At 53.6% G+C, this 25,820-nt stretch carries 18 protein-coding genes and 1 pseudogene; 9 read left to right on the top strand and 10 right to left on the bottom strand.

Features of this window, described 5'->3' with window-relative positions:
• Positions 1-48 precede the first annotated feature (48 nt).
• The 3 genes from polA to cobS are packed head-to-tail and all read left to right on the top strand — an operon-like array spanning position 49 to position 5,134.
• A complete protein-coding gene (gene polA, locus RHK62_RS04205; RefSeq protein ID WP_302678828.1) occupies positions 49-2,886 on the top strand; it encodes a DNA polymerase I in 2,838 nt (945 codons plus the stop codon).
• Complete coding sequence (locus RHK62_RS04200) at positions 2,775-4,406, top strand: pitrilysin family protein (protein ID WP_310453319.1); 1,632 nt, start codon at positions 2,775-2,777, stop codon at positions 4,404-4,406. Before polA ends, RHK62_RS04200 begins: the two co-directional genes overlap by 112 nt.
• Entirely contained in the window at positions 4,403-5,134 is a 732-nt protein-coding gene (cobS, locus tag RHK62_RS04195; RefSeq protein ID WP_310438050.1) for an adenosylcobinamide-GDP ribazoletransferase, read from the top strand. The genes RHK62_RS04200 and cobS overlap by 4 nt, the downstream gene beginning before the upstream one ends.
• Here cobS and RHK62_RS04190 read toward each other — a convergent pair.
• Positions 5,065-5,778 (bottom strand): ComF family protein, encoded by a 714-nt coding sequence (locus RHK62_RS04190; RefSeq protein ID WP_310438049.1) that lies wholly within the window; start codon positions 5,776-5,778, stop codon positions 5,065-5,067. The two genes, cobS and RHK62_RS04190, sit on opposite strands and share 70 nt — an antisense overlap.
• Before the next feature lie 18 nt (positions 5,779-5,796).
• Positions 5,797-6,084: a Mo-dependent nitrogenase C-terminal domain-containing protein gene (locus tag RHK62_RS04185; RefSeq protein WP_149820949.1), complete on the bottom strand. Its 288-nt coding sequence runs from the start codon at positions 6,082-6,084 to the stop codon at positions 5,797-5,799.
• Positions 6,085-6,644: 560 nt separating this feature from the next.
• Between RHK62_RS04185 and RHK62_RS04180 the strand changes: the two genes are divergently transcribed.
• Positions 6,645-7,535, top strand: coding sequence for a universal stress protein (locus RHK62_RS04180; RefSeq protein ID WP_302678825.1), 891 nt, complete (start codon positions 6,645-6,647; stop codon positions 7,533-7,535).
• 56 nt (positions 7,536-7,591) lie between these two features.
• On the opposite strand, the gene RHK62_RS04175 is transcribed toward RHK62_RS04180, so the two are convergent.
• From RHK62_RS04175 to RHK62_RS04160, 4 genes are all read right to left on the bottom strand, one after another.
• A complete protein-coding gene (locus RHK62_RS04175; protein ID WP_190278082.1) occupies positions 7,592-7,906 on the bottom strand; it encodes a DUF5132 domain-containing protein in 315 nt (104 codons plus the stop codon).
• Positions 7,907-8,037: 131 nt separating this feature from the next.
• Positions 8,038-8,244 carry a glycogen debranching protein gene (locus RHK62_RS04170; RefSeq protein WP_206201038.1) on the bottom strand — a complete coding sequence of 69 codons (207 nt, stop codon included), beginning with the start codon at positions 8,242-8,244 and terminating at the stop codon, positions 8,038-8,040.
• Positions 8,245-8,325: 81 nt separating this feature from the next.
• Positions 8,326-9,501, bottom strand: a complete 1,176-nt coding sequence (gene bioF, locus RHK62_RS04165) for an 8-amino-7-oxononanoate synthase (protein ID WP_206201037.1) — start codon at positions 9,499-9,501, stop codon at positions 8,326-8,328.
• A gap of 35 nt (positions 9,502-9,536) precedes the next feature.
• Positions 9,537-10,289, bottom strand: a complete 753-nt coding sequence (locus RHK62_RS04160; RefSeq protein WP_206201036.1) for a response regulator transcription factor — start codon at positions 10,287-10,289, stop codon at positions 9,537-9,539.
• A gap of 232 nt (positions 10,290-10,521) precedes the next feature.
• Here RHK62_RS04160 and RHK62_RS04155 point away from each other — a divergent pair, with 232 nt between their 5' ends.
• Positions 10,522-13,503 (top strand): FHA domain-containing protein, encoded by a 2,982-nt coding sequence (locus tag RHK62_RS04155; RefSeq protein WP_302678824.1) that lies wholly within the window; start codon positions 10,522-10,524, stop codon positions 13,501-13,503.
• Here RHK62_RS04155 and RHK62_RS04150 read toward each other — a convergent pair.
• On the bottom strand, positions 13,500-14,738 hold the full coding sequence (locus RHK62_RS04150; RefSeq protein WP_206201034.1) for an aspartate aminotransferase family protein: 1,239 nt from the start codon (positions 14,736-14,738) through the stop codon (positions 13,500-13,502). The two genes, RHK62_RS04155 and RHK62_RS04150, sit on opposite strands and share 4 nt — an antisense overlap.
• 156 nt (positions 14,739-14,894) lie before the next feature.
• Between RHK62_RS04150 and nrdJ the strand changes: the two genes are divergently transcribed.
• Entirely contained in the window at positions 14,895-19,259 is a 4,365-nt protein-coding gene (gene nrdJ, locus RHK62_RS04145) for a ribonucleoside-triphosphate reductase, adenosylcobalamin-dependent (RefSeq protein WP_310453318.1), read from the top strand.
• 37 nt (positions 19,260-19,296) lie between these two features.
• Here the strand turns inward: nrdJ and RHK62_RS04140 are convergent, their stop codons facing one another.
• On the bottom strand, positions 19,297-20,868 hold the full coding sequence (locus RHK62_RS04140; protein WP_302678822.1) for a serine/threonine-protein kinase: 1,572 nt from the start codon (positions 20,866-20,868) through the stop codon (positions 19,297-19,299).
• 368 nt (positions 20,869-21,236) lie between these two features.
• Here RHK62_RS04140 and yqeK point away from each other — a divergent pair, with 368 nt between their 5' ends.
• Both yqeK and RHK62_RS04130 read left to right on the top strand, forming a co-directional pair.
• Positions 21,237-21,887, top strand: coding sequence for a bis(5'-nucleosyl)-tetraphosphatase (symmetrical) YqeK (yqeK, locus tag RHK62_RS04135; RefSeq protein WP_399377962.1), 651 nt, complete (start codon positions 21,237-21,239; stop codon positions 21,885-21,887).
• A 51-nt stretch (positions 21,888-21,938) separates the two neighbouring features.
• Positions 21,939-22,784, top strand: coding sequence for an ABC transporter permease (locus RHK62_RS04130; RefSeq protein ID WP_310453316.1), 846 nt, complete (start codon positions 21,939-21,941; stop codon positions 22,782-22,784).
• Here the strand turns inward: RHK62_RS04130 and RHK62_RS04125 are convergent.
• Both RHK62_RS04125 and phoU read right to left on the bottom strand, forming a co-directional pair.
• Positions 22,781-24,658 (bottom strand): caspase family protein, encoded by a 1,878-nt coding sequence (locus RHK62_RS04125; protein ID WP_206201031.1) that lies wholly within the window; start codon positions 24,656-24,658, stop codon positions 22,781-22,783. The two genes, RHK62_RS04130 and RHK62_RS04125, sit on opposite strands and share 4 nt — an antisense overlap.
• Positions 24,659-24,790: 132 nt before the next feature.
• Positions 24,791-25,429 carry a phosphate signaling complex protein PhoU gene (gene phoU, locus RHK62_RS04120; RefSeq protein WP_206201030.1) on the bottom strand — a complete coding sequence of 213 codons (639 nt, stop codon included), beginning with the start codon at positions 25,427-25,429 and terminating at the stop codon, positions 24,791-24,793.
• Between the two features lie 139 nt (positions 25,430-25,568).
• Between phoU and RHK62_RS04115 the strand changes: the two are divergent.
• Positions 25,569-25,820, top strand: a pseudogene (locus RHK62_RS04115) (IS630 transposase-related protein); the annotation flags it as partial.

Here is a 25,820-nt window from a genome sequence, read left to right as displayed (position 1 = left end):
CAATTTTTTGAATAATGGAAAAGTTATCCCCCGCCGTTTCCTGTCCCCATGCCTTCTGCCAATCTCTTACTCATTGATGGTCATTCCTTGGCCTTTCGTGCCTACTACGCCTTTAGTAAGGGGCGAGAGGGGGGGTTGCGTACCTCCACGGGGATTCCCACTAGTGTGTGTTTTGGCTTTCTTAAGACGCTGCTGGAGATTCTGGAGCAGCAGCAGCCGGATCATGTGGCCATTGCTTTTGACTTGGGGGAGCCGACATTTCGCCACACAGCCGACGAAAACTACAAGGCGGGGCGGGCAGAAACGCCCGAGGACTTTATTACCGATATTGCCAATTTGCAGGCGTTGCTGCGGGCACTGCGTCTACCCCTGTTGAGTCAGCCGGGCTATGAAGCCGATGATGTGATTGGTACGGTGGCCCATCGCTTGCGACCCCAAGGATGGCGGGTGTCCATTGTCAGTGGCGATCGCGACCTCTTTCAATTGATTGATCGCGAAGGTCAAGTACAGGTCTTGTATCTGGGGAATACCCTTGGCCAACGCAAGCAGGGTCTGGAGGTCTTTGATGCCCTCAAGGTCAAGGAAAAAATGGGGGTTTGGCCCGAGCAAATTGTGGACTATAAAGCCCTCTGTGGCGATGCCAGCGATCGCATTCCCGGTATTAAGGGGATTGGCCCAAAAACAGCGGTGCAGTTACTCAATCAGTACCCCACGCTAGAGGAAATCTACGCCCACATTAATGAGATTACGCCCCCTAGCCTAAGAACGAAGCTGATCAATGGGGAGGCCGATGCCCGCCATTCCCGCACCCTAGCTCAAATTATCCTCGATGTCCCCTTGGAACTGCCCCTAGAGGAACTGCATCTGAGTCCCTTTGAGTGGCTAACGCTGGATCAGCTATTGGATCACTTGGAATTTCGTGCCCTGCGGATGCAACTTCAGGACTGGCACCTCCGCTTGGGGGGGACACTGCCGGATGTAGAGAGCGATGCGGATGCAACATGGTTTTTTGCGCCGACGGATACCCCTGACCCCTTGAATGTGCAACTCATTGAGAGGCCAGAGCAACTGCAATGGCTGATCGCCCAGTTAGAAACCTGTACCGATGCGAACCATCCCGTGGCTTGGGACACGGAAACCACGGCCTTGAACCCCCGCGATGCTGCCTTGGTGGGCTTGGGCTGCTGTTGGGGCGCAGCGCCTGATCAGGTGGCCTATCTACCGTTGGGGCACAAAGAGGGGCAGAACCTACCCCTACCAGAGACCCTCGCCGCTTTGCGACCGATTCTTGAGGGCGATCGCTACCCCAAAGTCTTGCAAAATGCCAAGTTTGACCGCTTGGTGCTGCGGTTTCAGGGGATTCAATTACAAGGTGTCGTATTTGACACGATGCTGGCGAGCTATGTGATTAATCCCGAAGCCAGTCACAACCTCAAGGATCTGTGTCAACGCTATCTGCCCCTTCAAGCCCAAACCTACCGTAGTCTGGTGGGCAAAGATCAAACCCTTGCGGATCTCCCCCCTGCGGTGGTAGCGCAATACTGTGGCCTCGATGTCTATACCACCTATCTTCTCAAGGACAAACTAGAGGCCGACTTGCCCCCCCGCCTGCGCCAACTCCTCCTAGAGGTGGAATTGCCCCTCGAACCCATTCTGGCGGAAATGGAAGCCACGGGGATTCGCATTGACAGTGACTATTTGCGGCAACTCTCCCAAGAACTCGAACAGCAACTGGCAGCACTGCAACAACAAGCATGGGATGCCGTGGGACAACCCTTTAACTTGGCCTCCCCCAAGCAACTGAGTGAACTGCTCTTTGGCATTTTGGGGTTAGATACGAAAAAGACCCATAAAACAAAACTGGGCTACTCCACCGATGCCGCAACCCTCGAAAAACTGCGGGGAGATCATCCTGTGATTGAACTCATTTTGAACCATCGCACCCTCGCCAAGCTCAAATCCACCTATGTGGATGTGTTGCCAACCTTGGTGCGTCCGGACACAGGCCGTGTACATACGGAATTCAACCAAGCGGTGACCGCTACGGGGCGCCTTTCCTCCTCTAATCCCAATCTGCAAAATATCCCCATTCGCACCGAGTTTAGTCGGCAAATTCGCCGCGCCTTTATTCCCGAGCCGGGCTGGTTGCTGGTGGCAGCGGACTATTCCCAAATTGAGTTGCGCATCCTTGCTCATCTGAGTCAAGAGCCGGCCCTGCTAGAGGCCTACCAAAAAGGGGAGGATGTCCATCATCTCACAGCTCAGTTTCTCCTAGAAAAAACCGACATTAGTTCCAGCGAGCGACGCTTGGGCAAAATTATTAACTTTGGCGTCATTTACGGGATGGGAGCACAGCGGTTTGCCCGTGAAGCCGGGGTGAGTGTGGCCGATGCTAAGGTTTTTATTCAGCGGTTTTACGATCGCTATCCACGCGTCTTTGACTATTTGCGGCAAATGGAACGGCTTGCCCTCAGCCAAGGCTATGTGGAAACCATTTTGGGACGGCGGCGCTATTTTGAATTTCAGAGTTCTGAACTGCAAGCCCTGCGGCGCAAGCCTTTAGAGGCGCTAGCCGATGTCGATCCCAGTAAACTAAAAATGAGCAATTACGAGCGGGGACTATTGCGGGCGGCAGCCAATGCCCCGATTCAAGGTTCCAGTGCCGATATTATTAAGTGTGCGATGGTGAAACTGGCTCCCCTACTTTCCCCTGAAGAAGTCCGCCTGCTGCTCCAAGTCCACGATGAATTGGTGTTGGAGATGACCCCTGAAGCGTGGGAACAACTGCAAACTACAATTCCCGAAGTCATGAGTACAGCAGTACCCCTGAGTGTGCCCCTTGCGGTGGACATTTACGCGGCGGCCAACTGGCTGGAGGCCAACTAGGTTTGTTGATGCGGCAGCAACGCCACTGGCAAGTTTATTTCTGGCAAATTCTCCTCTGCCTTGTTTTGGGGGCGATCGCCCTCTCCTTGCCGGCCAACGCCCAAACGATTCGCCCCTACATTGACCGTGCCATGGATCAAATCAGTGAATTCTATCTTGACAATGGGATGCACTTCATTGTCATGGAGCAACACCAAGCCCCGATAGTGTCATTTCTCACCTACGTGGATGTGGGGGGCGTTGATGAACCGGAAGGCCAGACCGGTGTGGCGCACTATCTGGAACACTTGGCCTTTAAGGGCACCCGCCGCATTGGGACGACGGATTATGCCGCTGAAAAAGAAAAACTTGCCCAACTGGATCGCCTCTTTGAGCAACTGCAAGCCACGACGGATGAGCGGCAACGTCAGGCATTGATTACAGAATTTGCCGCTGTGCAGCAGGCTGCCGATCGCTATGTGATTCGCAATCAATATGGCCAAATTGTCCAGCAGGCCGGGGGCGTGGGTCTCAATGCAACCACATCTGCCGATGCCACCCGTTACTTCTACAGTTTTCCCGCCAACAAATTGGAACTGTGGATGTCCCTAGAGTCGGAACGCTTTTTGGAACCCGTCTTTCGCGACTTCTATCAAGAAAAGGAAGTCATCCTTGAGGAGCGGCGGCTACGCACTGAAAATTCCCCCACTGGCCAACTCTTTGAGGCCTTTTTGGCCACCAGCTTTCGTCAGCATCCCTACCGCCGACCCGTCATTGGCTACCGTGAGGATATTCAAAACCTGCGCCGCGCCGATGTGGAACGGTTTTTTCGCCAGTATTACACACCTGACAAAATGACCATGGTGCTTGTCGGAGATGTTGATCCCCAGAAGGTGAAGGAATTGGCCAAGGTTTATTTTAGTCGCTATCCCAAGGGCACGGGCAAAACCACAGCCATTCCCCCCGAACCGCCGCAAACGGAACCTCGGCAGATTACCCTCGAATTGGCCAGTCAACCCCTCTATATTGAAGCCTATCCCTGTCCACCTTTGAGGGATCCCGCGTACCTCACCTATGAAATTTTGACACGTCTCCTCAGTGGCGGTCGCACCTCCCGTCTCTACCGTTCCCTTGTCCTAGAGCAAAAATTAGCCCTCAACGTGCAAGCCTACGTGGGGTTTCCCGGTAATAAATACCCCAATCGCTTTCTCATCTACGGGGCACCAGCACCGGGTCAAACGACGGCTGCCCTTGCGGCAGGTATTGCCCAAGAACTCAAGGCACTGCAAACAACACCCGTGACGGCGGCAGAGCTGGATCGGGTAAAAGCGCAACTGCGGATGGAACTGCTGCAAAACCTAATGTCGAATGAGGGGATGGCCAAACTCTTGGCGGAGTATGCTGTAAAAGGCGGCGGCTGGCAGCAACTCTTTGCCCGTTTAGAGGCCATTAATGACATTACCCCTGCGGACATTCAGCGGGTGGCTCAATCCCTGCAACCCCAGCAGCGGACAGTGGCGCAAATTCAAACCCGTTCATGAAGACCCTTTGGATGGAATGGTTGGGGGCGATCGCCTTCTATACCTGTTTGCCCATTCCCCCTAACTGCCCCATGCAATTGGCGGGAGCTGCCAAGTGGTGTCCTTGGGTCGGGCTATTGCTGGCCGTACTCCTTTGGGGAACCCACCAGTTGCTGGCATTTTTGCACGTTCCCCCCCTCGTGGCCAGTGTCTTGGTTGTGGCACTTTGGCTAGGATTAACTGGGGGATTGCACTTGGATGGTGCCATGGACACGGCCGATGGTTTAGCCGTCAGGGATCAACAACGGCGCCTTGAGGTGATGGCGGACAGCCGCACGGGTGCCTTTGGCGTCATGGCAGGACTCGTCATTTTGCTCTTAAAAGTAGCGGCCTTGAGCAGTTTAGAGAGGGGTCAGGTCTTGGTGTGGGTATTGGTGATCGGGCGCCTTGCTCAGGTGTGGGCGATCGCCCGCTATCCCTATTTGAAACCCCAAGGCACGGGTCAGATCCATAAAGCCAGTTGTACCTTTCCCCGCGATTTTTGGCCGAGTGGTTTACTGGTGCTATTACTCAGCTTCCTGCTACCGCTTCCCTTCGGACAATTGCTTTTTGGTTTGCTCCTCATCCCCTTGATCCCGGCATGGTTTCAGTGGCAGTTGGGCGGTCACACGGGGGATACCTATGGTGCGGTTGTTGAGTGGACAGAAGCCTTGATGTTGGTTGCCTTCACGGTGGCATCGACCAGTTGATCCGGCAGCGCCACGGCCACGGTGATGATCCCCAAGACCTTGTAGCCAGCCCCCCGTAATACTGCGGCTGCAGTTCGTGCCGTTGTCCCCGTGGTATAAATGTCATCGCACAAAAGGAGCCAGCGCCGTCGCTGCAGCCCCTGCCCTAGGCGAAAGGCATTCTCAAGATTGGCTTGGCGTTCTGTGAGTGAAAGCTGAAACATGGACTGGGTTGCTCTTTGGCGGATTAGTCCCACTGGGGCAAGGGGTAGCTCAAGGGCACGGCAAAACCCCTCAGCAATGAGCGCTGCTTGATTAAAGCCGCGGCTCTGCAATTTATGGCGATGGAGGGGAATAGGCACAATCTGCAACGGGAGGCGTTGGGCGATCTTCGCTTCCAACCAACTCAGGGCTAACCATTGGCCAAAGAGGGTACCTAGTTCGGGGTGATTGTTGTATTTCATGGTGGCGATCGCCCGCTTGAGGTCTTGCTGATAATACCCCCAGGGAAAAAGGGGGAGACTGCCCCGCCAGTAGCGTTGGCGTTGGCGCACTTCCCATGACCTCAGCCGCCGTTCACAATCCCTACAGATCGTTTGGGGACTGGCTCGACCACAACAGGGACAGGGTTGCTGAAATAGGAAGGAGGCTAGCGATCGCCACACCAGCACACCCCCTAGGTGCTAACAGTAGGCACTAATATCTTCATGGCACTCATCTGCCAAGTAGCAGAGGGCACGGTAGCGCAACAGCATGAGCTCCTCGTAAAGGGGATTGAGGTGGCACAAAGGCGGAATGTGAATATGCCATTTTGCAACCACAATATCGCGTTCAAAGGGACACTGGGCGGGGATCAAGCGGCATAGACGATGCGCTAGCTGGCGATCGTGCACTTCTAGATGCTCTAGCCACTGCCGGACAGGCCACAAAATTGTGCGGAGCATGCGTTGCCCCAACGTCAAAATTGTCATCAACTCAACACCTCAACTCAATCATTGAAGTTGGCAGCGAAAGCTCCCCTTCCTCAACTGTTTAAGAAGGCAATTTCAGTTACTTAAAACCCTTTCTTGAGAAGGGGAAATGTGTCGCTGCATTCGATGGGAAAAAAGTCGTTGCGATTCTGATTTAACAGCTCTTAGCAAGGGGCGAAATCCCAGAAAAATCTCAATGAAAATCGCATCACGATAGACAATCTCCTTGTTTCACAGGGATTTAGTAGTAATGGATACATTATTGAATTTAATGATGACTCTGTACCCATCCCTATTTTAGTGACTCCTGTTGAAGTTGACGATGGGGTTTTCCGAAAAGTTGCCCCTAAGCAACCGTTTTCTTCTCTATCAGTTGTCTGTATAGGGTCGCGCAACTGCCCCCAAGACTTTGGCAGTGCCCTTGCCATTTGCTAGCAGAGACCCCTGCGGCTTGCGAGGGGGTAATTATTTTATTCCTTAAAAAGAGAAAAGAACTGAGTAGCGCGCCTCCCCCTTCTAAGGTAATCTGCAATTAGAGTTTGGCATTGGGGAGCACTGGCATGTTCAAGAACATATTGATTCCAACCGATCTCCATGATGGTCTCCCCAAACTGACCCACTACCTTGAGGCACTGCAAACAGCGGGTGCTCGCAGGTTGATCTTCTTCCATGCCCGCCCCATTGACGAGGATGGCGATAAGCCTCGGCTGCGGGAAAAAAAGCTGCAACAGGCACGCGAATTACTCAAAATCGACGCCGCAAAAGTTCCAGCGGATCTTAAAGCAGAAGTGATCATCGAAAACCGCCGCCCCGCCGATGCCATTCTGGACACCGTTGAAAAACATCAAATTGACTTGGTGCTGGCCAGCCGTCCCATTCGCAATCTCTTGGACGAGAAGCTCTTCGGCAGTACAACCATTGAGGTGCTGCAACGGATTAAAGTGCCAGTGATGATTATGCGCCCGCAACTGTTGTGGGTGATGACAACCGCAGAACTGAATCTCCGCTGTCAAAATCTCTTTCGCCACCTACTAGTGCCCTACGACCACAGCCCCTCTGCCCAACACCTTGTTCAAAAACTGCGGGAAGGCGTGCAAAAGCGCGATCAAACGAGCATTGCTGCACTGACCTTCTGCTGGATTATCAGCGATGCCGGCAAAGGGGAACTGGGAGTTGGCGAGCAACGTCCGAAGGCTGAAAAAATTCTTGCCGAGCTAAAGCAAGAATTCACTGGCTATGGCCTGAGCATTGAAACCGAGATTCGCTTTGGTAGTCCGGTGGTCGAAGCACAATTGGCAGCCCACGATCGCGACATCTATGGGATTGCCGTTTCCTCTGGTTCCGTCGGTAAAATTTGGGAATTATCAATCCCTAGCTTTGCCGGGGAGATCATTCGTCGTTGCGTCTTTCCCGTGATCTATTTCCCGCCCGCTGGTCGCTCATTAAAATAAAGATGGGGCAGCAGAACTACCCCAAAGGCATTTCAATTAGGCACTAAAAGTAAAACTTAGCTAATCGTCACTTGGCGGGGTTCCTCAGGCGCGGCGGCCTTTGCTGCTTTTTGCTCCATCATTTCTGAGCGGGCTTCGGCAACCAAGTCTTGGAAAGACTCACTGGCTTCAGCGACAGCCGTCTGTGCCTTTTCATAGGCTTCAAACGCCCACATCAAGCCTGATTTTGCCGCATTGCGAGCTTGCTCTGCCAAGTTGTGACCAGTCATTGAGTCAACGGCACCCACAACGGGGGCAACAGCAACAGCACCCACCCCAAGGGCAAGCACGGTAAGTGGTTCTAAACCAAGTAACAGGGCTTCAAACTCCATTCTGCGGCATCCTCCAAAGGAAAAGCAATGATGAGCACATCGCACCCATGATAGCAAAGGTGCAGAGAGGGCAACGTCCCCACTGGCTTAATCGCTCCACTGAGATTCTTATGCAGGGCTGAGCCAAAAGATTAGCAGAGCTTGAGGGCAGTACTGGGAACCTCATCCCAAGAGGCCACCGTACGCAGACGCACTTGCCAACCGGCGGCTTTTTGTTCTGTTGTTAAGTTTTTCTCAAAAGACTGCACACACTCCCTCGCCTGAGCTTCATCACGACAGGCAATACAGGCATAAAGCAGGCCAGAGGGATCAATTTGCTCGCTTACCCAAATCCTCATCGCTCACTCCTTGGCGCAGTTTGCCGATTTCACAGAACTATCTCCAGCCTAGGCGAAATACACCGAGACCGTCAGCCCTTCTTAACAGCACTTTAACAACTCAGCCAATGCTGCCAGCAATTGCGCAATGTGCTCAGGGGTGTGATCGGCTCTTAGGGTGATGCGCAGCCGACTAAAGGGCACGGTCGGTGGCCGTACCGCCGCCACCCAACATCCAGCCTCTTGTAATTTCTGACCCCATTGGAGAACAGTGGCTGGATCGGGAGCAGGCAAGCAAAAGATGGGGGTCGGTAGCGGACGGGGCAAAACGGGGCAACCCAATTCTTGCAGTCCTTCTTCGAGTTGTTGAATGCGCTCCTCAAGGGCTTGGCGTAGGGAAGGCTCTGTTTGTAGTTGCTCAAGGGCAGCAAGGGCAGCAGCAGTGTCCGCTGGTGAAAGTCCAGTGCTATAGATCCATGTGCTGGCACGGTGTTGCAGATAGGAGATCAGAGCTTGGGAGCCAGCAATGTATCCCCCTAAACTGCCAAGGGCTTTGCTGAGGGTACCCATTTGAATGACGGTCGGACTCGATTGCCCCAAGGCGACTAAGGTACCGGCACCATTGGTTCCCAAGACCCCTGTGCCGTGGGCATCGTCCACTAGCACCATGGCTGTGTAGGTCTCGGCTAGCGCCAATATCTCCTCTAGGGGGGCGACATCCCCATCCATACTGAAGACACCATCCGTGAGGATCAGACAACGGCGGTATTGGCAGCGATGGGTTTCTAGGAGTTGGACAAGGGCAGCGACAGCGTTGTGGGGGTATTCATAGAACGTCGCATGACTGAGACGGGCACCTTTTTTGAGACAAGCATGGTTGTAGGCATCCCCAAGCACCAAGTCCCGCTGATCCACAAGGGCAGCAATGGTACCGAGATTGGCGGCAGTACCCGAACTAAAGACTAAGGCAGCCTCTGTGCCTTTCCACTGGGCGATCGCCCGCTCTAGTTGTTCATGAAGACAACGTTGACCACTCAGAAGGCGAGACCCGGTCGCCCCAGTACCCCATTCGTCAATCGCCTTAATGGCGGCTGCTTTCACCTGCGGATGGTTGGCCAGACCCAGATAGTCATTGCTGCAAAAGTTAATCAATGGGCGGGGCGGCTCGCCAACACTCACCACTGCCCCCGGTGCGCTACTGAGAAGGGGTTGGCGATACCAATGGGCACGGTGCAGGGCATCTAGGGCAGGTTCTAGCCACGCAAAGGGATCGCTCATTTGAGAGAGAATATTTTAGGAAGACTGGACAAAGTCTAAACCAATACGTGGCGGGGCGATCGCGGGGGACGGGAATGGGGTTTATTGCCATTCTGCTGGTAGCGCCCATTCAATGGCTCAAGGTGCAGTCGATAACCGACATTGCGCACGGTTTGAATTAGGCGCGGCTGCTGCGGATCCACTTCGATTTTCTTACGCAAAGATAAGATATGCGTATCCACGGTGCGAGGGTTGTCAATGCTCTCTGGCCAAGCTCGCCGCAGCAATTCCTGACGACTCAAAGGTGTGCCCCCCATTTGCGTCAGAACATAGAGTAGGCTAAATTCCTGCGGTGTCAAATCCACTGGCACATTGCGTACCACCACTCGCCGCTGCACTAAATCGACTTGTAACTCACCCAAGTTCAGGACACTGGGTAAACAGGGGCGTGCTCGCCGTGCCAAGGCCTCGACTCGGGCAAGAAATTCCTGCATCCCAAAGGGTTTGGCCAAGTAATCATCGGCACCCGCCCGCAGCGCCGTCACCACATCCGCTTCATCCTCATGGCCAGAAAGAACTAAAATCAAAACAGTGTTTTGGTAGTGAAGCCAGCGGCATAATTCCAAACCATTGCCCTCATTCAAGTCCAGATCGAGAACAACCAAATCGGGATGTCGCAGTTGAAATACTTCCTGCCCCTGTTGACAACCACTGGCAAGATGAACGATGTGCCCCACTTGCTGTAGGTGCCAGCCAAGGAGGGAACGCAGGTGGGGGTTACTTTCAATAATTTCAACGTGCATCAACATCAATACATCCCCACAACAACGGCGGAGTACAGGAAAAAGAGATTTCTTCTACATGTCTGGGAGAAGGTGCAACAGAGTGGCAATGTCTGGATGAATTGGATGCTAATTTAGCAAATTTAATCCCAATGATTTCGTAACGACTAATACTTTAGGGTTTTTTCTTGTTCCTGTAATAGAAAATTCTTACTCTGGCTCTAGTGACAAAATGAAGTGGGGTTTCTAAACAAGCGGTATGGCAGTGCCCATTCTCAACCTTTTAGCGGCTGATGGTTCACGACAGCAAATTCAACTGGGGCGCGATCGCCTGCTTATCGGTACCGACCCCCAAAGCCAAGTGATTCTCGTCGGTGAGGGGATTTCCCGCCACCATGCCTTGATTATTCCCACGGAGACGGGTTATCAAGTGGCGGATCTCGGGAGCGCCAGCGGCACTTTTTTGAATGGTACGAAGCTGCGGCCACGCACCCCTGTGGCGCTGAAGGCGGGCGATCGCCTACAAATCGGTGAGTTTGAAGCCATTTTTGATCCAGATGGCATAGCAACAACGGAACTGCCGGGCACGGTGGTGATGGGGGCTGCCAGTACGCCGATCTTGCAGGTGGCGACGCCCCAGTGGTTGCAGGAGTTTCCGCTGCTGAAGGAGGAACTGGTTCTCGGTCGGGATCCGAAGGCGGACATCACCATTGACCATCCCTTTGTGTCCTTTCACCATGCCAAGCTGGTGCGATCGGGAGAGCATTACAAAATTATTGACTTGGGCAGCAAAAATGGTCTCCACTGGCGCGGAAAAACGATTAGCGAACATGCCTTGGCACCGGGGGATGTGATCCATGTGGGGGAATTCCTGCGGCTGACCTACTTGTTGATGCCCGCCACGGAGGTTGTGGAGCAAACGCGCCCCCTCCAACTGCGCGATCGCCAGCAGATTCGGATTGGCCGTGACCCCAGTAACGATATGGTGCTGGATCATCCGGTCGTCTCGCGATTTCATGCCCGCCTCTACCTTCAGGAAGGACAGTGGTACATTGTCGATCTCGACTCTGCCAACGGCACCTTCATCAATAACCAGCGCCTTGAACCCCGCAAACCTATGCCTTTACCCACGGGGGCCTTGGTGCGCATTGGCCCCTATAGCTCGCTGTTTACCCCCGATGAAACCATTGTTCCCCACAACGACAGTGGCAATCTGCGCCTCGATGCCATCCACCTCAGCAAAACCACCGCCAAGGGGGCAAAGCTGCTGCAAGATATTTCCCTTTCAATTTTGCCCCGCGAGTTTGTCGCGATTGTTGGCGGCAGTGGTGCCGGTAAATCAACACTCCTCGATGCCCTCAACGGCTTTCGTCCTGCTACGGCGGGTACGGTACTCGTCAACGGCTATGATCTGTACCGCTACTTTGGCACCTATCGCACCCAGATTGGCTATGTGCCTCAGGATGACATTATCCACAGTGAGCTAACGGTGGCTCAGGCCTTGGACTATGCGGCACGACTGCGCTTACCTGCTGATTTTAGCGATCAAGAGCGACAGGAACAGGTGAACCGCGTCCTTGCGGAATTGGAGTTAACATCTCGCCGCAATGTACTGGTGAAACAACTGAGTGGCGGTCAGCGCAAACGAGTGTCGATTGGTGTGGAATTGCTCACCCGCCCCAGTTTATTTTTCTTGGATGAGGCCACTTCTGGCTTGGATCCGGGCACGGAAACCCAGATGATGCGGCTGTTGCGGCAGTTGGCAGATCAGGGGCGAACAATTTTACTGATTACCCATGCCACTAAAAATGTGATGCTCTGCGATTTGGTGGTGTTTTTAGCACGGGGCGGCCACCTTGCCTATTTTGGGCCACCGGATCAAGCCCTCAACTATTTTGATGTCCAAGATTTTGATGAAATTTACCTCAAGATTGAGAGCGAACCTAATCCAGCCGTATGGCAGCAGCGCTATCGCCAGTCTCATCTGTATCAAACCTATGTGGTGGAGCGGCAGCGTCCCCTCAACGTGGATACGGGGGCAACCCGACAAGTCCAACCCCAACGCCAAAAAGCAACGATTCCCCAAGTGGCACCGTGGCGGCAGTGGTGGATTCTCACCCAGCGAAACTTGGCCATTTTGCGACAGGATCGGGCGGCACTCATTCTCATGCTCTCCCTCGCGCCGATTTTGGGAGCCTTGGATTTTGTCCTCTGGAAGCCAACGATTCTCGATCCGGATCAGGGGGATGCGGGGCAGGCATTTACGATGGCCTTTGTTACTGTGCTGATTGCGGTGATGGTGGGCAGCCTAGCGACAATGCGGGAAATTGTTAAGGAACTGGAGATCTATCGCCGGGAGCGGATGGTGGGGTTGGGGCTGTGGCCCTATATTTTCTCCAAGCTTGGCCCAGCAGTGGTGCTGGCACTGTACCAAGCAGCGGTTTTTTTGGCGGTGAAGTTTTTGGCGATCGATCTGAGCCTCGGTATTGGGGCGATCGCTGGCTTGTATCTAACGCTGTTTCTGGCCACCTTTGGTGGCATGGTGATGGGGTTATTGGTCTCTGCCCTCTCGCCGACGCAAACCGTGGCTCCCTTGTTAACGATTCTCTTTTTGGTACCCCAGATTACCTTTGCTGGAGCAATTATTCCTCTGAAGGATCTAGGGGGCGTGGGCAATTTGATCAGCGATGTCACCCTGACCCGCTGGAGTTATGCCAATGTGGTGTCCCTGTTCGGCTTTGGTCAGGATGTGGCGCGGGATGCCTGCTGGCAGCAATCCAAATCTGAACGGGAGAAACTCAGTCCTGAAGCCCTAGAGCAATGTCCGTGTTTTGATGATAACCTCTTTCAACGTTGCCGCTTTCCCGGCGTGCGCAAGGAGTACCACCCCGCTGTAGATGAACCCGAACCCCCACAACCTCCGGAACCGGGTGATCCACCGCCACTGCCCAATTCGGTCTTAGAGTTTGATCAGGCCTATCGCGATCGCGTCGAGGAATACAATCAACGGGTCAAAGACTATCAGGCGGCCATGGAGCGCTGGCAAGACCAATTTGCCCTCTGGAAAGAGCAGCGGGGGCGGGCGATCGCCAGCGGTGAAGCTCTTATTGATCGCTTTTGGAGTCTTCAGGGGCACACGTTCAACGCCAATGTCACCGTCAATAACCTGCGCTTAGGGGGCATTATTGCCCTCATGCTGGGACTAGTGGGGGTTTTTCAAAAACGCAAGGATGTGCTTTAGGCTGCTAAGTGGGCAAAGGCTCGGCTCACTGCCCCTAAGGCCATATCAATCTCGGCAGCACTGACAATGAGAGGAGGGACAAAGCGCACCACCTGCGGCCCCGCGGGCACCAGCAATAGCCCCTCAGCAAGGGCAGCTTTGACGACTTCAGCAGCGGTGAGGGGGGTGTCGGGTTGCAGTTCCAGACCGTTGATCAGTCCCCAGCCGCGCACCTCAGCAATGAGCTGGGGATAGGTTGCTGCTAGTTCGCGTAGTCCTGTCCGCAGTTGCTGCCCGCGATCGCGCACATTTTCGAGGAGATTCTCTTTTTCAAGGGTTTCACAAACCGTGAGCGCTGCTGCCGTGGCCAAGGGGTTACCGCCAAAGGTACTGGCATGATCCCCCGGCTGAAAGACAGCACAAAACTCCTTGGCAATCATGGCACCAATGGGAACTCCCCCCGCTAGGCCTTTGGCCAAGGTGAAAATATCGGGTTCAACACCGAGGGTTTCATAGCCCCACAGGGAACCCGTGCGCCCCATGCCCGCTTGCACTTCATCAAAAATCAGGAGAATGCCTTTTTCGGTACAGAGTTGGCGTACCTGCTCAAAGTAGGGGCGATCGCCAGGACGGACTCCCCCTTCTCCCTGTAACGGTTCCAACAGAATAGCGGCCACTTGGGGCTGGGACTGATCTAGTTGCTCAACAAGAGTCTGCAATGCCGCAAAATCGTTGTAGGGAACATAGGCGAAGCCGGGCACCAGGGGGTCAAAGTGTTGTTGGTATTTTGGTTGACCCGTAGCAGTAATCGTGGCGAGGGTGCGTCCGTGGAAGCTAGCCTGCGCCGTAATGATGATCGGGTTGGCAATGTGGCGAACCGTATGGGCATATTTGCGCGCCAGTTTAATGGCCGCTTCGTTGGCTTCGGCACCGGAATTGCAGAAAAACACGCGATCGCCACAGGAGTGATCCACAAGCCACTGCGCTAGCGCCCCCTGTTGAGGAATGTAATAGAGATTGGAAACATGGTGCAGGGTTTGCATTTGCCGACTGACCGTCTCCACCAAGGCCGGATGGGCATGACCCAAGGTACAGGTGGCAATCCCCGCCACAAAGTCCAGATAGCTGCGGCCTTGATCATCCCAAACGCGGCAGCCTTCACCGCGCAGCAGCGCAATGGGAAAACGACCATAGGTGGTCATCACCACTTGGTCAAAGGCATCGGTACTGAAGGACGTTGGGGGAGCAGCAACCATTGACTCTGGACTCAAAGCAAAAACTTCCTGCTATCTTAGCATCTCCCTCTCGCTGTGGCAGGGGAGTTACGGGTCGCTCTAGAATTAGTGCTTATTGACCCCCAAGGATTGCTTCGGTACACTACACCTAGTATTTCGCCATTGAGTCCTGCCCCTATGGTGCAAAATCCTCCCCGTCCTCAAACTAGCTTCCCCGCTACGGCTCCCACCGCCTATCCCGTGTTTTACCGCACCTACAGCCGCCAAAATGAAGCGGGTGAGCGGGAGAGTTGGCAACAGGTGTGCGATCGCACCCTGCAAGGACTACAGGAAGTGGGGCACCTCACCGCAGCAGAAGTTGCCCTTCTTCGGGAAATGCAGCAGGCGCTAAAGGCGTTGCCCTCTGGGCGCTGGCTGTGGGTCGGAGGAACGGATTGGGTGCGCCAGCCCGAGAACTTTTCCGGTGCCTACAACTGCACCAGCACCAATGTCGTAGATTGGGATTCCTTTGGCCTGATGATGGATCTGGCCATGCAGGGCTGTGGCACAGGGGCGATCTTAGAGCAGAAATACATCTCCCAGTTGCCGCCGATTTGCAATCGCCTTGAGGTGACTGTCATTGGTCAAATTGGTCAAACCCCCAAGGAAGCGCGTCAAGAGCAAACAACTGTAATACTCACGGGGCAGACCTGTCACATCAAAGTGGGGGATAGCCGCCAAGGGTGGGTGAAGTCCTACCAAACGCTGCTTGAACTCGCCAGCAACCCTCAACTCGGTGGTTTAGTTCAGGTGACGATTGACATTAGTGATGTGCGTCCCACCGGTGAGCGGCTCAAGGGGTTTGGGGGAGTTGCCAATCCAGTAAAGCTGCCAGACCTCTACCATCGCTGCGCGGCACTGTTGAATGCGGCGGTGGGTCGCCAGTTGACCTCTGTGGAGTGTTGTCTGCTGATTGATGAGGCAGCCGTTGTGGTTGTTGCTGGCAATGTGAGGCGTTGTTTGCCTGAGGATGCTTTGGTACACACAAGCAAGGGACTGATCCCGATCAAAGACATCCAAGTGGGGGACTGGGTGCAAACGCCCTTAGGGTTTCGGCAAGTAACCCAGAAATTTGACCAAGGCTACCAAGAGGCTTATGAAGTAATAACCAATGGTCCTTTGCTGCGAGCTACCCTAAACCATCGGATTGCAACTCTTGCGGATGTTTCAGGGGGAATTCACTGGAAATTTGTCAATGCCTTAAACCCGGGCGATCGCCTGCTTCACAATACTCAAGTTTTACCCGGCACAGTTACTCATTTGCCATCAGACTTGACTGATTCTCGACCACGCGGTAGTCATACTTCTCAAGCAATCACTATTCCAGAACTGACGGCTGATGTTGCTTGGTTAATTGGCTTTACCCACGGGGATGGTTATGTTAGCTTGGGACGCAACAAGTACAACAAACCCTTTGGTAGCATTTGTTGGGTTTACAACAGTTTAGATTCCAAGCTTGCTCAGCAGATTCATACTAAAATCAACTGTGCTCTTACTCTCTTCGGTGTACAAGCCAGACAAGAGTGTGTTGAAGGTGAGAATACCTTGCGATCGCGAGTAACCTCTATTCATCTTGCAGAATACTTTCACCGCTATATTAAGCAACCTAAACAACCGTTAGAAGTCCCTAGCTTTATCTTGCAGGGAACGGTTGAGGTGCGTTGCGCTTACTTAGCAGGTCTAGTGGATAGTGACGGTTCTGTCTGTGGGCGGCCACCTTACCTATTAACGACTGTATATCCTAAATTTGCTCGTCAAGTTAGCGCTCTTTTATCTAGTTTGGGAATTGCTACTCGAATCGGTGTCACACTCCCCCAAAAAGAGCATTGGCAACTCAAATATCACCTTAAACTACCGGCTTTTAAGGCTCGCTACAACAGTCTCATTGCACCGTATTCCTTGAAAGGCCAAATTCATCAAGGACAGGAAGCCCATGGCTTTACAATTCCTGCAACTATGATGCGGGAAACCTATACCTATAGCCAAATGCAGGAAATGGGTTTTGAAGGTTCCCGAAGCGTGGATACCAATTACAAGAGGTATATTGCTGAAGCTGAAGTTAGTCTTGATATTCCCGTAACAGTAAAGGAACTAGGCAGCTATGACTATGTTCAGACCTATGATATTGAGGTCGAAGATGCCCACTGTTTTTACTGTGATGGTTATCTGATGCACAACAGCGCTGGTATGCGTCAGGGGGCAAGTGAGGATGAGGCTTTTGCCCAAGCTAAACAAAATCTCTGGCAACAGGATGAGCAAGGCAATTGGCGAATTGATCCGAAGCGGGATGCGCTGCGGATGGCCAACCACACCCGTGTCTTTCACACCAAGCCCAGCCTCGAAGAATGTATCAATGCCGTGCGCAGTCAGTTCTATTCAGGAGAAGGTGCCATTCAATGGGCCGGGGAGGCGATCGCCCGCGCCAATGCCGATCTTTTGACTACAGCGGATCTCAAGCAGGCCTTCCTCCGTGCCTATGAAAATCAACAGGGGGAGGCGTTTTTGCGGCAACTGTTGCCCACTATCGATCAGCGGGAGCTGGCTCACCGCTTGGGTCGTTATGGCCTCAATCCCTGTGTTACAAGCGATACGTGGGTACTCACAGAAGTAGGGCCGCGCCAAGTCAAAGATTTGATCGGCCAACAGCACGGCACCTATGTCAATGGCGAATTGTTTAGTACCACCGCCGCTGGCTTTTTCCTGAGTGGTATCCAGCCAGTTCTCAAACTTACCACCCGTGAAGGCTATACCCTACGGCTCACCGCGAACCATCGTTTGCTGAAAGTGACCGCCCAAACCCCGAAAAGACAATACACGGAATGGGTAGAAGCAGGTCAATTGCACGCGGGCGATCGCCTTCTTTTGCACAATCACCGTGATCTAACCCCTTGGGGTGGTAAGGGAACTTGGGAAGAAGGCCGTTACGCCGCTCAAGCCCTTTATCAAGTTGCCATAGGAAGCGCTGCTGTGCAAACCCAAGCAGCAGGCTGTTTCACAGGGATTGAACACCGCCAAAACGACTGGATAGCTGTACTCCCCCATAGCTTAGAAAAGAACTTTCGCCTAATCACGATCGAAGAAGGCAGCTATGCATTCTACTGCGGGTTCCTCCGAGAGATTTTCGTTACGACTCAGTTAACATCAATACCACGGCTGCATGTCACACTGGGGGATCGACAACTAGCCTCACTTATTCAGCGCATGCTACTGCGTTTGGGAATCGTTTCGGTGGTTGCAGAATCATCCCTAGTTATCCAAGGGGATAATCTCACAACGCTGGCTCGGGTTCTGGAATTGGGGGCGATCGCCCATAATGACTCCTTACCTCCCGAACGCTTTACAGTTGTCGTTGAGTCAATTACTCCCGATGGCATTGAGCCAGTGTATGACTGTACCGTGCCCGGCCCGAATTGCTTTGATGCCAATGGCTTTGTTGCTCACAATTGCGGTGAAATTATTGGTGCTGATTTCCACTGCAACCTTGCGGAAATCCACCTGAATCAAATTGATCCAGCGGATACGATCACACAGGAAAAAGCCTTCAAGGCTGGTGCGGTCTCAGTGGCAGCGCTGTTGAACCATCGCTTTGTTGTCGATCGCTATCAATACTCCCGCGCGATTGATCCCATTGTTGGCGTCAGTTTTACGGGGCTATTTGACTTCTGTGTTCATGCCTTTGGTGTGCCTTGGCTGGAATGGTGGGCCGCAGGACGACCGGATACCCCCCAAGGGCGCGAATTCAAAGCCCAAGAGGCAGCCTTCCTACAACACTGGCGGCAAATTGTCCATGAGACCGTCTGGGAGTATTGCGATCGCCACGGCCTCAAGCGCCCCAATCGCTGTACCACCGTCCAACCCTCCGGTACCAAATCCCTGTTGACGGGTGCCTCTCCCGGCTGGCATCCCCCCAAAGCCCAACGCTTTATTCGACGGATTACCTTCCGCAAGGGCGACCCCGTGGCCATGGCCTGCTATGACTTTGGCTACAATATCATTCCCTCCCAGTCCGATAAGGATGAGACAGGGAAACTTCTTGATGATCCCTTTGATCCACGGTGTACCGAGTGGCTAGTGGAAATTCCCGTTGCCGTCTCTTGGGCAGATCTGCCGGGGGCAGACACGATTGATATTAGCCAGTTTTCGGCCTTGGCGCAGTTTGACTTCTATATGCAGGTGCAGCAGCACTACACCACCCACAACACCAGTGCCACCATCGAACTGCGAGAACAGGAGATTGAACCCCTAGCCCATGCAATTTATACAGCGATTCAGCAGGATCAAGGGTATATCTCTGCGGCGCTCTTGGCACGCTTTGATGCCCATGAAACATTCCCGCGTCTGCCCTTTGAACCCATTAGCAAAGAACGGTACGAGCAAGAAGTCGCTGCGGTTGCTCGGCGCAAGCGGATCCATGATTTCCATGCAGCCCTTTCCCGCTATACCCAGCCCGTGATGGAAGCAGGGCCTGCCGGCTGTGACTCCGACAAGTGTCTCACATCCTAGGACAGCTGGGGGGATGCCCCCCTGATTGAGTTCGGGTTTAGTATTTAGGCAACTTTGTAAACCAATTCTTTTTGGCGCGATCGAGTTGGCCTTGAACCATTCCAGAGACCATACTGAAGTCTGCCCCAGAAATATCGGCACTGGTAAAGTTGGCTCCTGAGATCGAGGCATCCTGCAATTTTGCTCCCTTCAAATTTGCCCGCTCAAAGTTGGCTTGCACCAGATAGGCACCGCAGAGATTGGCATCACTCAGGTTGGCCCCCTGAAGATTGGCTTCCCGCAAGACCACATTGGTGAGGATACAACCCTTCAAATCAGCATTGGTAAAATTGGCATTGGCAAAATTGGCACCGGAGAGATCGGCATTGCGCAATACCACATTGGAGAGATCGACATCCACAAAATCCCGTTCTCCCCGCTTATAGGCCGTTAGCACTTGGGCAGCCGTCATCCGTACGGTGACTTTGGGGCGCAGATGCTGACCCGAGCCTACCCCCACAACTGGCGGCCCACCCCATGGAGATCCTGTCATCCGCGATTGGCGCAACCGAGCTGCTGCAGCATTTTGACGCACAGAAGAGGCATAACTAGAGGACTGAGCTGATCCACGGGGTCGGCCTTGGCTGGGAGGGGCTGCAAGGGCATTACTGAGGTCATCATCCTCTGCTGTAACGGTAGGGGCAGCCAGCGCAGGTGTTTCTTGGCAATCAAGGAGCTGGAGATCGGCTAGGACATCGATCGCGCTTTGGTAACGGTTTTTAACGCTATCCTCCAGCATTTTGTCGAGGAGAGCGGCAAACTCAGGGGAGATATTTTTGACGTACCGCTTCCAATGCCATTCCCCCGTGTGCGGATCTCGCTCAATCTCTTTGGGTGATTTACCAGTGAGGAGATAAACACAGGTGACACCCAGAGCGTAAATATCGCTGGCATAGATGGGACGCATGGCCATTTGCTCCGGCGGCGCATACATGGGCGTTCCCACGGCAAAGCTGGTAAATGTGGATAGCTCTGGGGCATTTTCCACCATCGCCTGGGTGACTTTGTCTTTGACTGCACCAAAGTCAATGAGCACTAGCTTGTTGTCAATATCACGGCGGATCAAGTTGGCAGGCTTAATGTCACGGTGGATCACACCATTTTTGTGTAGGTAATCAAGGATGGGCAGCACTTCCTGCAAAACCTGCTTCACCTCTTCTTCGCTTTTGGGGCCAAAGCGTTTGACCTCCTGTTGCAGGGTGAGGCCACCCACATATTCTTGGATGAGATAGAACTCATTTTCATTTTCAAAGTAGCCAAGCAGACGCGGCAGTTGGGGGTGATTGCCAACTTTGCCGAGGGTGGTCGCTTCCCGCAAAAAGAGTTCCCGCGCCATAGCCAAGATATGGGGGGCGGTGGCGGCTGGCCGTAATTGTTTAATCACACAACTGGGATTGCCGGGCAACTTTGTATCAATCGCCAAGAAGGTCGTGCCAAACCCCCCTCGCCCCAGCACTTTAATGGCTTTGTATTGATCGTTGAGCAACAATTTGCTGCCACAGGATTGGCAAACCTCTAAATCATCGGGGTTTTCTGGCTTGACACAGTTTGGGTTTAGGCAGTAACTCATAGGCAGCCAAGGGGACGAACAGCACAGTTAGCAGGGAGGAAAAGGTGACCTATTTTGCAGTTAGCGCTTGCAGGAACCATTGCATTTAGGTCGATCCCATACTCATAGAATTATCTTGCGCTTTAGAATGAGTAACTCATCTTTACAATACTCTTTTTGCTTTGCCTGACCCCATCCGTAAAACTACGGAAGTTTTTTCAAAAACTTTACACTTCCTTCTACAGATTTATATGAACTTGAAATCCGTAAGGCAGATTTCAGCCTCTCTTAGGGTGTTTTGGGGGCTTTGACGATCCTCCGTTCTTGTGAAAAGAACCTTAGTTATGATACAAGGGTAGCACTTCATCATCCCTGCTGTGGCTTTGGCTATGACCCCGCTTGTGACAACTGATGCTAAAGATTCGCTGTGCGATCGCCAGCAGGTTTTGGCGTGGTTGACGGAGAATGTGCCGGCACCCCGACTCCAACATATCCTGCGGGTAGAAACAATGGCGGCGGAGCTGGCTCTCCACCATGGCTTGGATGTGGATCGGGCGGCGTGGGCGGGGTTATTACACGATTTGGCAAAGTACTTTCCGCCGGAGCGGCTATTGAGCATGGCACGGGAGGCGGGGCTGCCAATTACGGAGGTGGATGAGGCGGATCCCCACCTGCTTCACGCGGATGTGAGTGCCCTTGTGGCGCGACAGCAATTTGGCATTACCGATGAACAGGTCTTAGCAGCCGTCGCCAACCATACCTTGGGTCAACCGGGAATGGATGCCTTGAGTTGTGTTGTGTTTCTCGCGGATAGCTTGGAGCCGGGGCGAGGCCAGACAGTGGAGCTAGAGGAATTGCGCAAGGTGGCTCACCAAAATTTACAGGAGGCAGTGTGGCGGGTGTGCGATCGCACGCTGTTGTGGTTGGTTGACCAGCACCGCTTAATTCACCCCCGCATGATCCTCACCCGCAACTGGGCAATGCAGGTGGCACCCGCCAAGCCGAAAAAGACCGCCAAGAAGGGCACGGCCAAGGTTTAGAACCGCACCCCTTGCTACCCTAGAAAGCAGGTTCGATCTGGGAGTTGTGTTATGACCCCTTCTTCAGCAACGGCTGTTCCGGGTATCTTTTCAGGGGAATTTGTTCAGGAAACGCTCGCTTTAACCCGTCGCCTATTTATCCAACTACAGCGCCGCCCCTCAACCCTAGTGGCCGGGGTGGTACAACCCTTGATTTGGCTGATCCTCTTTGGGGCTCTCTTCCAGAATGTGCCGCAGGGGTTGTTTGGCGAGAGTTCCAACTATGGCCAGTTTCTCTGCGCCGGCATTATTGTGTTTACCGCCTTTAGTGGTGCCCTCAATGCGGGGCTGCCGGTGATGTTTGACCGTGAGTTTGGCTTTTTGAATCGGCTGTTGGTGGCGCCATTGGCTTCGCGGTTTTCAATTGTGTTGGCCTCGGCTTTGTTCATCACAACCCTGAGTTTGATTCAGGTGGTGGCGATCGCCAGCCTAGGGGTGCTGCTAGGAACGGGGCTACCGAATTTAGCGGGCATTGGAGTTGTCTTGGCCACCGTACTAATCTTGGTTTTTGGTGTGACAGCCTTGAGTCTGGGACTCACCTTTGCCTTGCCCGGTCACATTGAACTGTTGGCGGTGATTTTTGTGATCAACCTGCCGTTACTCTTTGCCAGTACTGCCTTGGTGCCCCTGTCGTTTATGCCGCGCTGGTTGCAGTGGATTGCCAGCCTCAACCCCCTCAGTTTGGCGATTGAACCGATTCGCTATGTCTATTTACATCCTGACTGGCAGTTTAGTGATGTGGTCATGGTGGCGCCTTGGGGATCCCTAAGCTTGGGAGCAGCGCTGCTGATTCTTTTGGCGGTTGCCGTGGGGATGAGCCTACTCATTCAACCCCTGTTGCGGCGGCGCTTGGCCTAGACCACCCGCAGCGTGAAGCCTTGGGTACACCACTCCCGCACATCCAAGCAAAACTCATTCCCTTCCGGTTCACTGCTGAGATCCCCTAGCAGACCGAGAACCAAGGCAAGACTATCCTCACCAGAAATTAGCAATGGCTCTGAATGGCTAGGGTGGCTACTCAGTTGACTAAAACGAGTCAGGGGGCGGTGGCTGCTGATGATAAAAACCTTCAGCCATTGGCAAGGGCGATTCAGCGTCCACGTATAAAGGGGAATATTCAAGCCCGGCGCAACCGCCAACTGCCACGACTGTGTTTGCAGCGGCAGGAGGAGAATGCCCTGACTGCTATCCCATGCAAAGGCGACAATGTTGAGGGGGCGATCGCCATAGTTGTAGAGGCTCCAGCGGCAAGTATCCCCCTTGGCCAAGGTGAGGGGCGTGTCTAAGTTCGTGGCTGGCAGCTTGGTGCTCAGGACATCTGGCAGGGGATTGGGGCTGCGGGGTGGGGATTGGCGGCTTAAGAGTTTTGCCATTGGCGATAGTTGCTCAAGGGTTGTACACACGGCCACCTGACTAGAGGTGGGGTTCAAGGTCAGTGTCAGCCATTTTTGAGCTAGCAGGGCATTCAGCAGGGGGTTCAAGCGGCGGATGCCGGCTTTAGCAGCTTCATTGGTACCACTACAACTGTGTTGAAGCAATGTTCCCACCGGCCATTCCAATCCATAGCTACCCCCTGTGGCACTTCTGGTGAGAACCACATCTGGCAGCGACTCACTGCCGTTGAGCACAGCAACGTTCTCTTCGTTGGTCAGGGCATTGATGGCATCTACGCGCTCAATTTTGCTCAGCTTGGGGTCTAGTGCCACTTGTACCTGCAGATTTTTCCCTAGGCGCCGTTGTTGCTCATAGAGGCGATCGCCCACTTGCAGGGGCTGACCACTTACCCCCTGAGCCATGATGCCATTAAAACTAACCATGTCAACGACCGTGGCACCGTCAGCAGTGCTCCAACGACTGTGGGGATGACAATGGGCTAATAGCCAAGGACTGAGGCCGCCACACCAAACCTGAAGGGCGCGGTCGTGACCGGTACTTTGCACCACACCGTCAAAGCCGTGGGATAGGGGGACATTCCCCGGCAAGCTATCGCTGACGAGATGAATTTCTGCCCCGGTTTGCCAGCGCAGTTCATCGGCGGTGTACATCAGGCTCGTCGCCAAAGGGCGATCGCCCCCCAAAGCCGCTAGATAATGGCTCAAACTAGCAGTAAAGAGTCCCATAGGAACGCCATTCAGGTGCGTTTCTACCCCCAAATCGGCCCAAAGCAGATGATCCTTGGGAACTCGGCCTGCGCCACGGCTCTCTACAGGCTGCAACGGCACAAATCGCCAGCGCAACATCTCCCCCTCAATGGGTGGCGGGCTAAAGCGGGTGTCGAGCCATACCTGTACCCCTTTGGTACGCAGTAATTCAGCAAGCGGTAAGATGCCCTCACCTGCTGCTGTGGCATCGGCGAAAACCAGTGCTGGTTGTTGCTGCCAAAGCGTGCCGTAGCCACTAAAGTAAACTAACAGGGGCTGACCCGCGTGCTCCAGCACCCCTAGGGTTTCTTGAACCGCATCGAGGGTTGCCGCCTGTTCCGTCAGTAGCGTAATGTCACTGTCCGCTAGCCCCCAGCCATCTAGCAATAGGTTTTTCACTAGCTCAACATCCGTTAGACAACCGCCTAAAGGGGGCACACCCACTAACTGGGGATAGTGGTTAATGCCAATCAGGAGTGCTCGCCACGGACGAAGAGAGTCTGCCAAGGAGCCGCCTGCCGTTTGCCAAACCCACGGCATCAGTGTCAGTGCCGCAGCACCGTACAAAAAAGAACGACGGCTTAACCTCATGCCTTACCTCCCAACAGGCCCATCCTCAGATTCGAGCACAGGCACGACAACACTTATGAATTAGGACTAGTTCTATTCTCAAAGGTTGTGGACGCAATTCAGCGCACAGCGAGCATAAAACGTCAATTTTTCCTAGGGGTCTTCCCCCCGCACAATGAAGCAGACGCGCTGGCCAATGGTTACCGCATGATCACCAATGCGCTCTAGGTTGCGAATCAGCAGCAGGAGGATTAAGCGCAATTCCACTGGTTCTTGCGGATCCAAAGGGGTGCAGAGTCGCTCATAAAGACGTTGATAGTCGGCATCGACGGCATCATCGCAGTTGGCAAGGGCTAGCCCCACCTCAGGATCCAAATTGGCAATGGCGGATAGGGCTTCCGATAGTAACAGTTGCGATCGCTGGAACATCAAGCGGATGTCCTCAAGGTAGGGTGGGGGTGGATAGCGCAGCAGCGTTTGACCCGCACGGCCAATTTCAAGGGCATAATCGCCGATCCGCTCTAGATCGCGGCAGAGGTGCGAGAGCATGACCAAAAATCGGAGATCCTCGGCCACAGGAGCTTGCAATGTCAGCAGGGCGATCGCCTCACGATTGAGTTCTTGGGCGCTGCGGTCAATGTCCCGCTCCCTTTGGATCAACTGCTCGACACTGAGGAGATGTCGCTCAATCAAGACACCATAGGCCAACTGACAGGCACTTTCCACCAGTGTTCCCAGTCGCAGCAAGTCACTGCGCAGACGTTGTAATTGCCGTTCAAAATGGGTGGCCACGGCCTCAGACCAGCTCTTTGTAACATTATAGCTATTTCGAAAGAGAGTGAGATATTTTCAAGAGGGATAGGCTATACTCAAAGCGTCATGAATGTTACTCAAGAATATGAGCTATAGCTTGGACTAACGAGAGCGGGTTGTCTCCTACATCCAGCAAGGTGGCAAAATCAGTGAAGCGACTCAAATTTTTCAGGTGAGCCGCGCCACCATCCATCGCTGGCTGAAGCGAGAGAACTTAGCGCCCACGGTTGTCCCCCGTCGTCCTTGGAAACTGGATTGGGCGGCCTTAGCAGCCGATGTTGCTGCCCATCCCGATGACCGTTTAATCGACCGTGCCCAGCGATTTGGCGTCCAAGTTTCCACCATTAGTTACGCCCTCAACCGGATGGGC

It is taken from the genome of Thermosynechococcus sp. HY213, assembly GCF_031460975.1.
Lineage (GTDB): Bacteria > Cyanobacteriota > Cyanobacteriia > Thermosynechococcales > Thermosynechococcaceae > Thermosynechococcus.
The sequence above is the reverse complement of the archived record's forward strand: the minus strand, read 5'-3'. Positions and strand labels throughout refer to the sequence as shown.

Bases quoted from the DNA above. Each gene is read 5' to 3' on its own strand.
- polA (WP_302678828.1), top strand. From the start codon at position 49: ATGCCTTCTGCCAATCTCTTACTCATTGATGGTCATTCCTTGGCCTTT.
- RHK62_RS04175 (WP_190278082.1), bottom strand. From the start codon at position 7,906: ATGGAGTTTGAAGCCCTGTTACTTGGTTTAGAACCACTTACCGTGCTT.
- yqeK (WP_399377962.1), top strand. From the start codon at position 21,237: ATGACCCCGCTTGTGACAACTGATGCTAAAGATTCGCTGTGCGATCGC.
- RHK62_RS04160 (WP_206201036.1), bottom strand. From the start codon at position 10,289: ATGTTGATGCACGTTGAAATTATTGAAAGTAACCCCCACCTGCGTTCC.
- RHK62_RS04185 (WP_149820949.1), bottom strand. From the start codon at position 6,084: ATGACAATTTTGACGTTGGGGCAACGCATGCTCCGCACAATTTTGTGG.
- RHK62_RS04180 (WP_302678825.1), top strand. From the start codon at position 6,645: ATGTTCAAGAACATATTGATTCCAACCGATCTCCATGATGGTCTCCCC.
- bioF (WP_206201037.1), bottom strand. From the start codon at position 9,501: ATGAGCGATCCCTTTGCGTGGCTAGAACCTGCCCTAGATGCCCTGCAC.
- RHK62_RS04170 (WP_206201038.1), bottom strand. From the start codon at position 8,244: ATGAGGATTTGGGTAAGCGAGCAAATTGATCCCTCTGGCCTGCTTTAT.
- RHK62_RS04125 (WP_206201031.1), bottom strand. From the start codon at position 24,658: ATGAGGTTAAGCCGTCGTTCTTTTTTGTACGGTGCTGCGGCACTGACA.
- RHK62_RS04150 (WP_206201034.1), bottom strand. From the start codon at position 14,738: ATGGTTGCTGCTCCCCCAACGTCCTTCAGTACCGATGCCTTTGACCAA.
- RHK62_RS04140 (WP_302678822.1), bottom strand. From the start codon at position 20,868: ATGAGTTACTGCCTAAACCCAAACTGTGTCAAGCCAGAAAACCCCGAT.
- nrdJ (WP_310453318.1), top strand. From the start codon at position 14,895: ATGGTGCAAAATCCTCCCCGTCCTCAAACTAGCTTCCCCGCTACGGCT.
- RHK62_RS04155 (WP_302678824.1), top strand. From the start codon at position 10,522: ATGGCAGTGCCCATTCTCAACCTTTTAGCGGCTGATGGTTCACGACAG.
- RHK62_RS04130 (WP_310453316.1), top strand. From the start codon at position 21,939: ATGACCCCTTCTTCAGCAACGGCTGTTCCGGGTATCTTTTCAGGGGAA.
- cobS (WP_310438050.1), top strand. From the start codon at position 4,403: ATGAAGACCCTTTGGATGGAATGGTTGGGGGCGATCGCCTTCTATACC.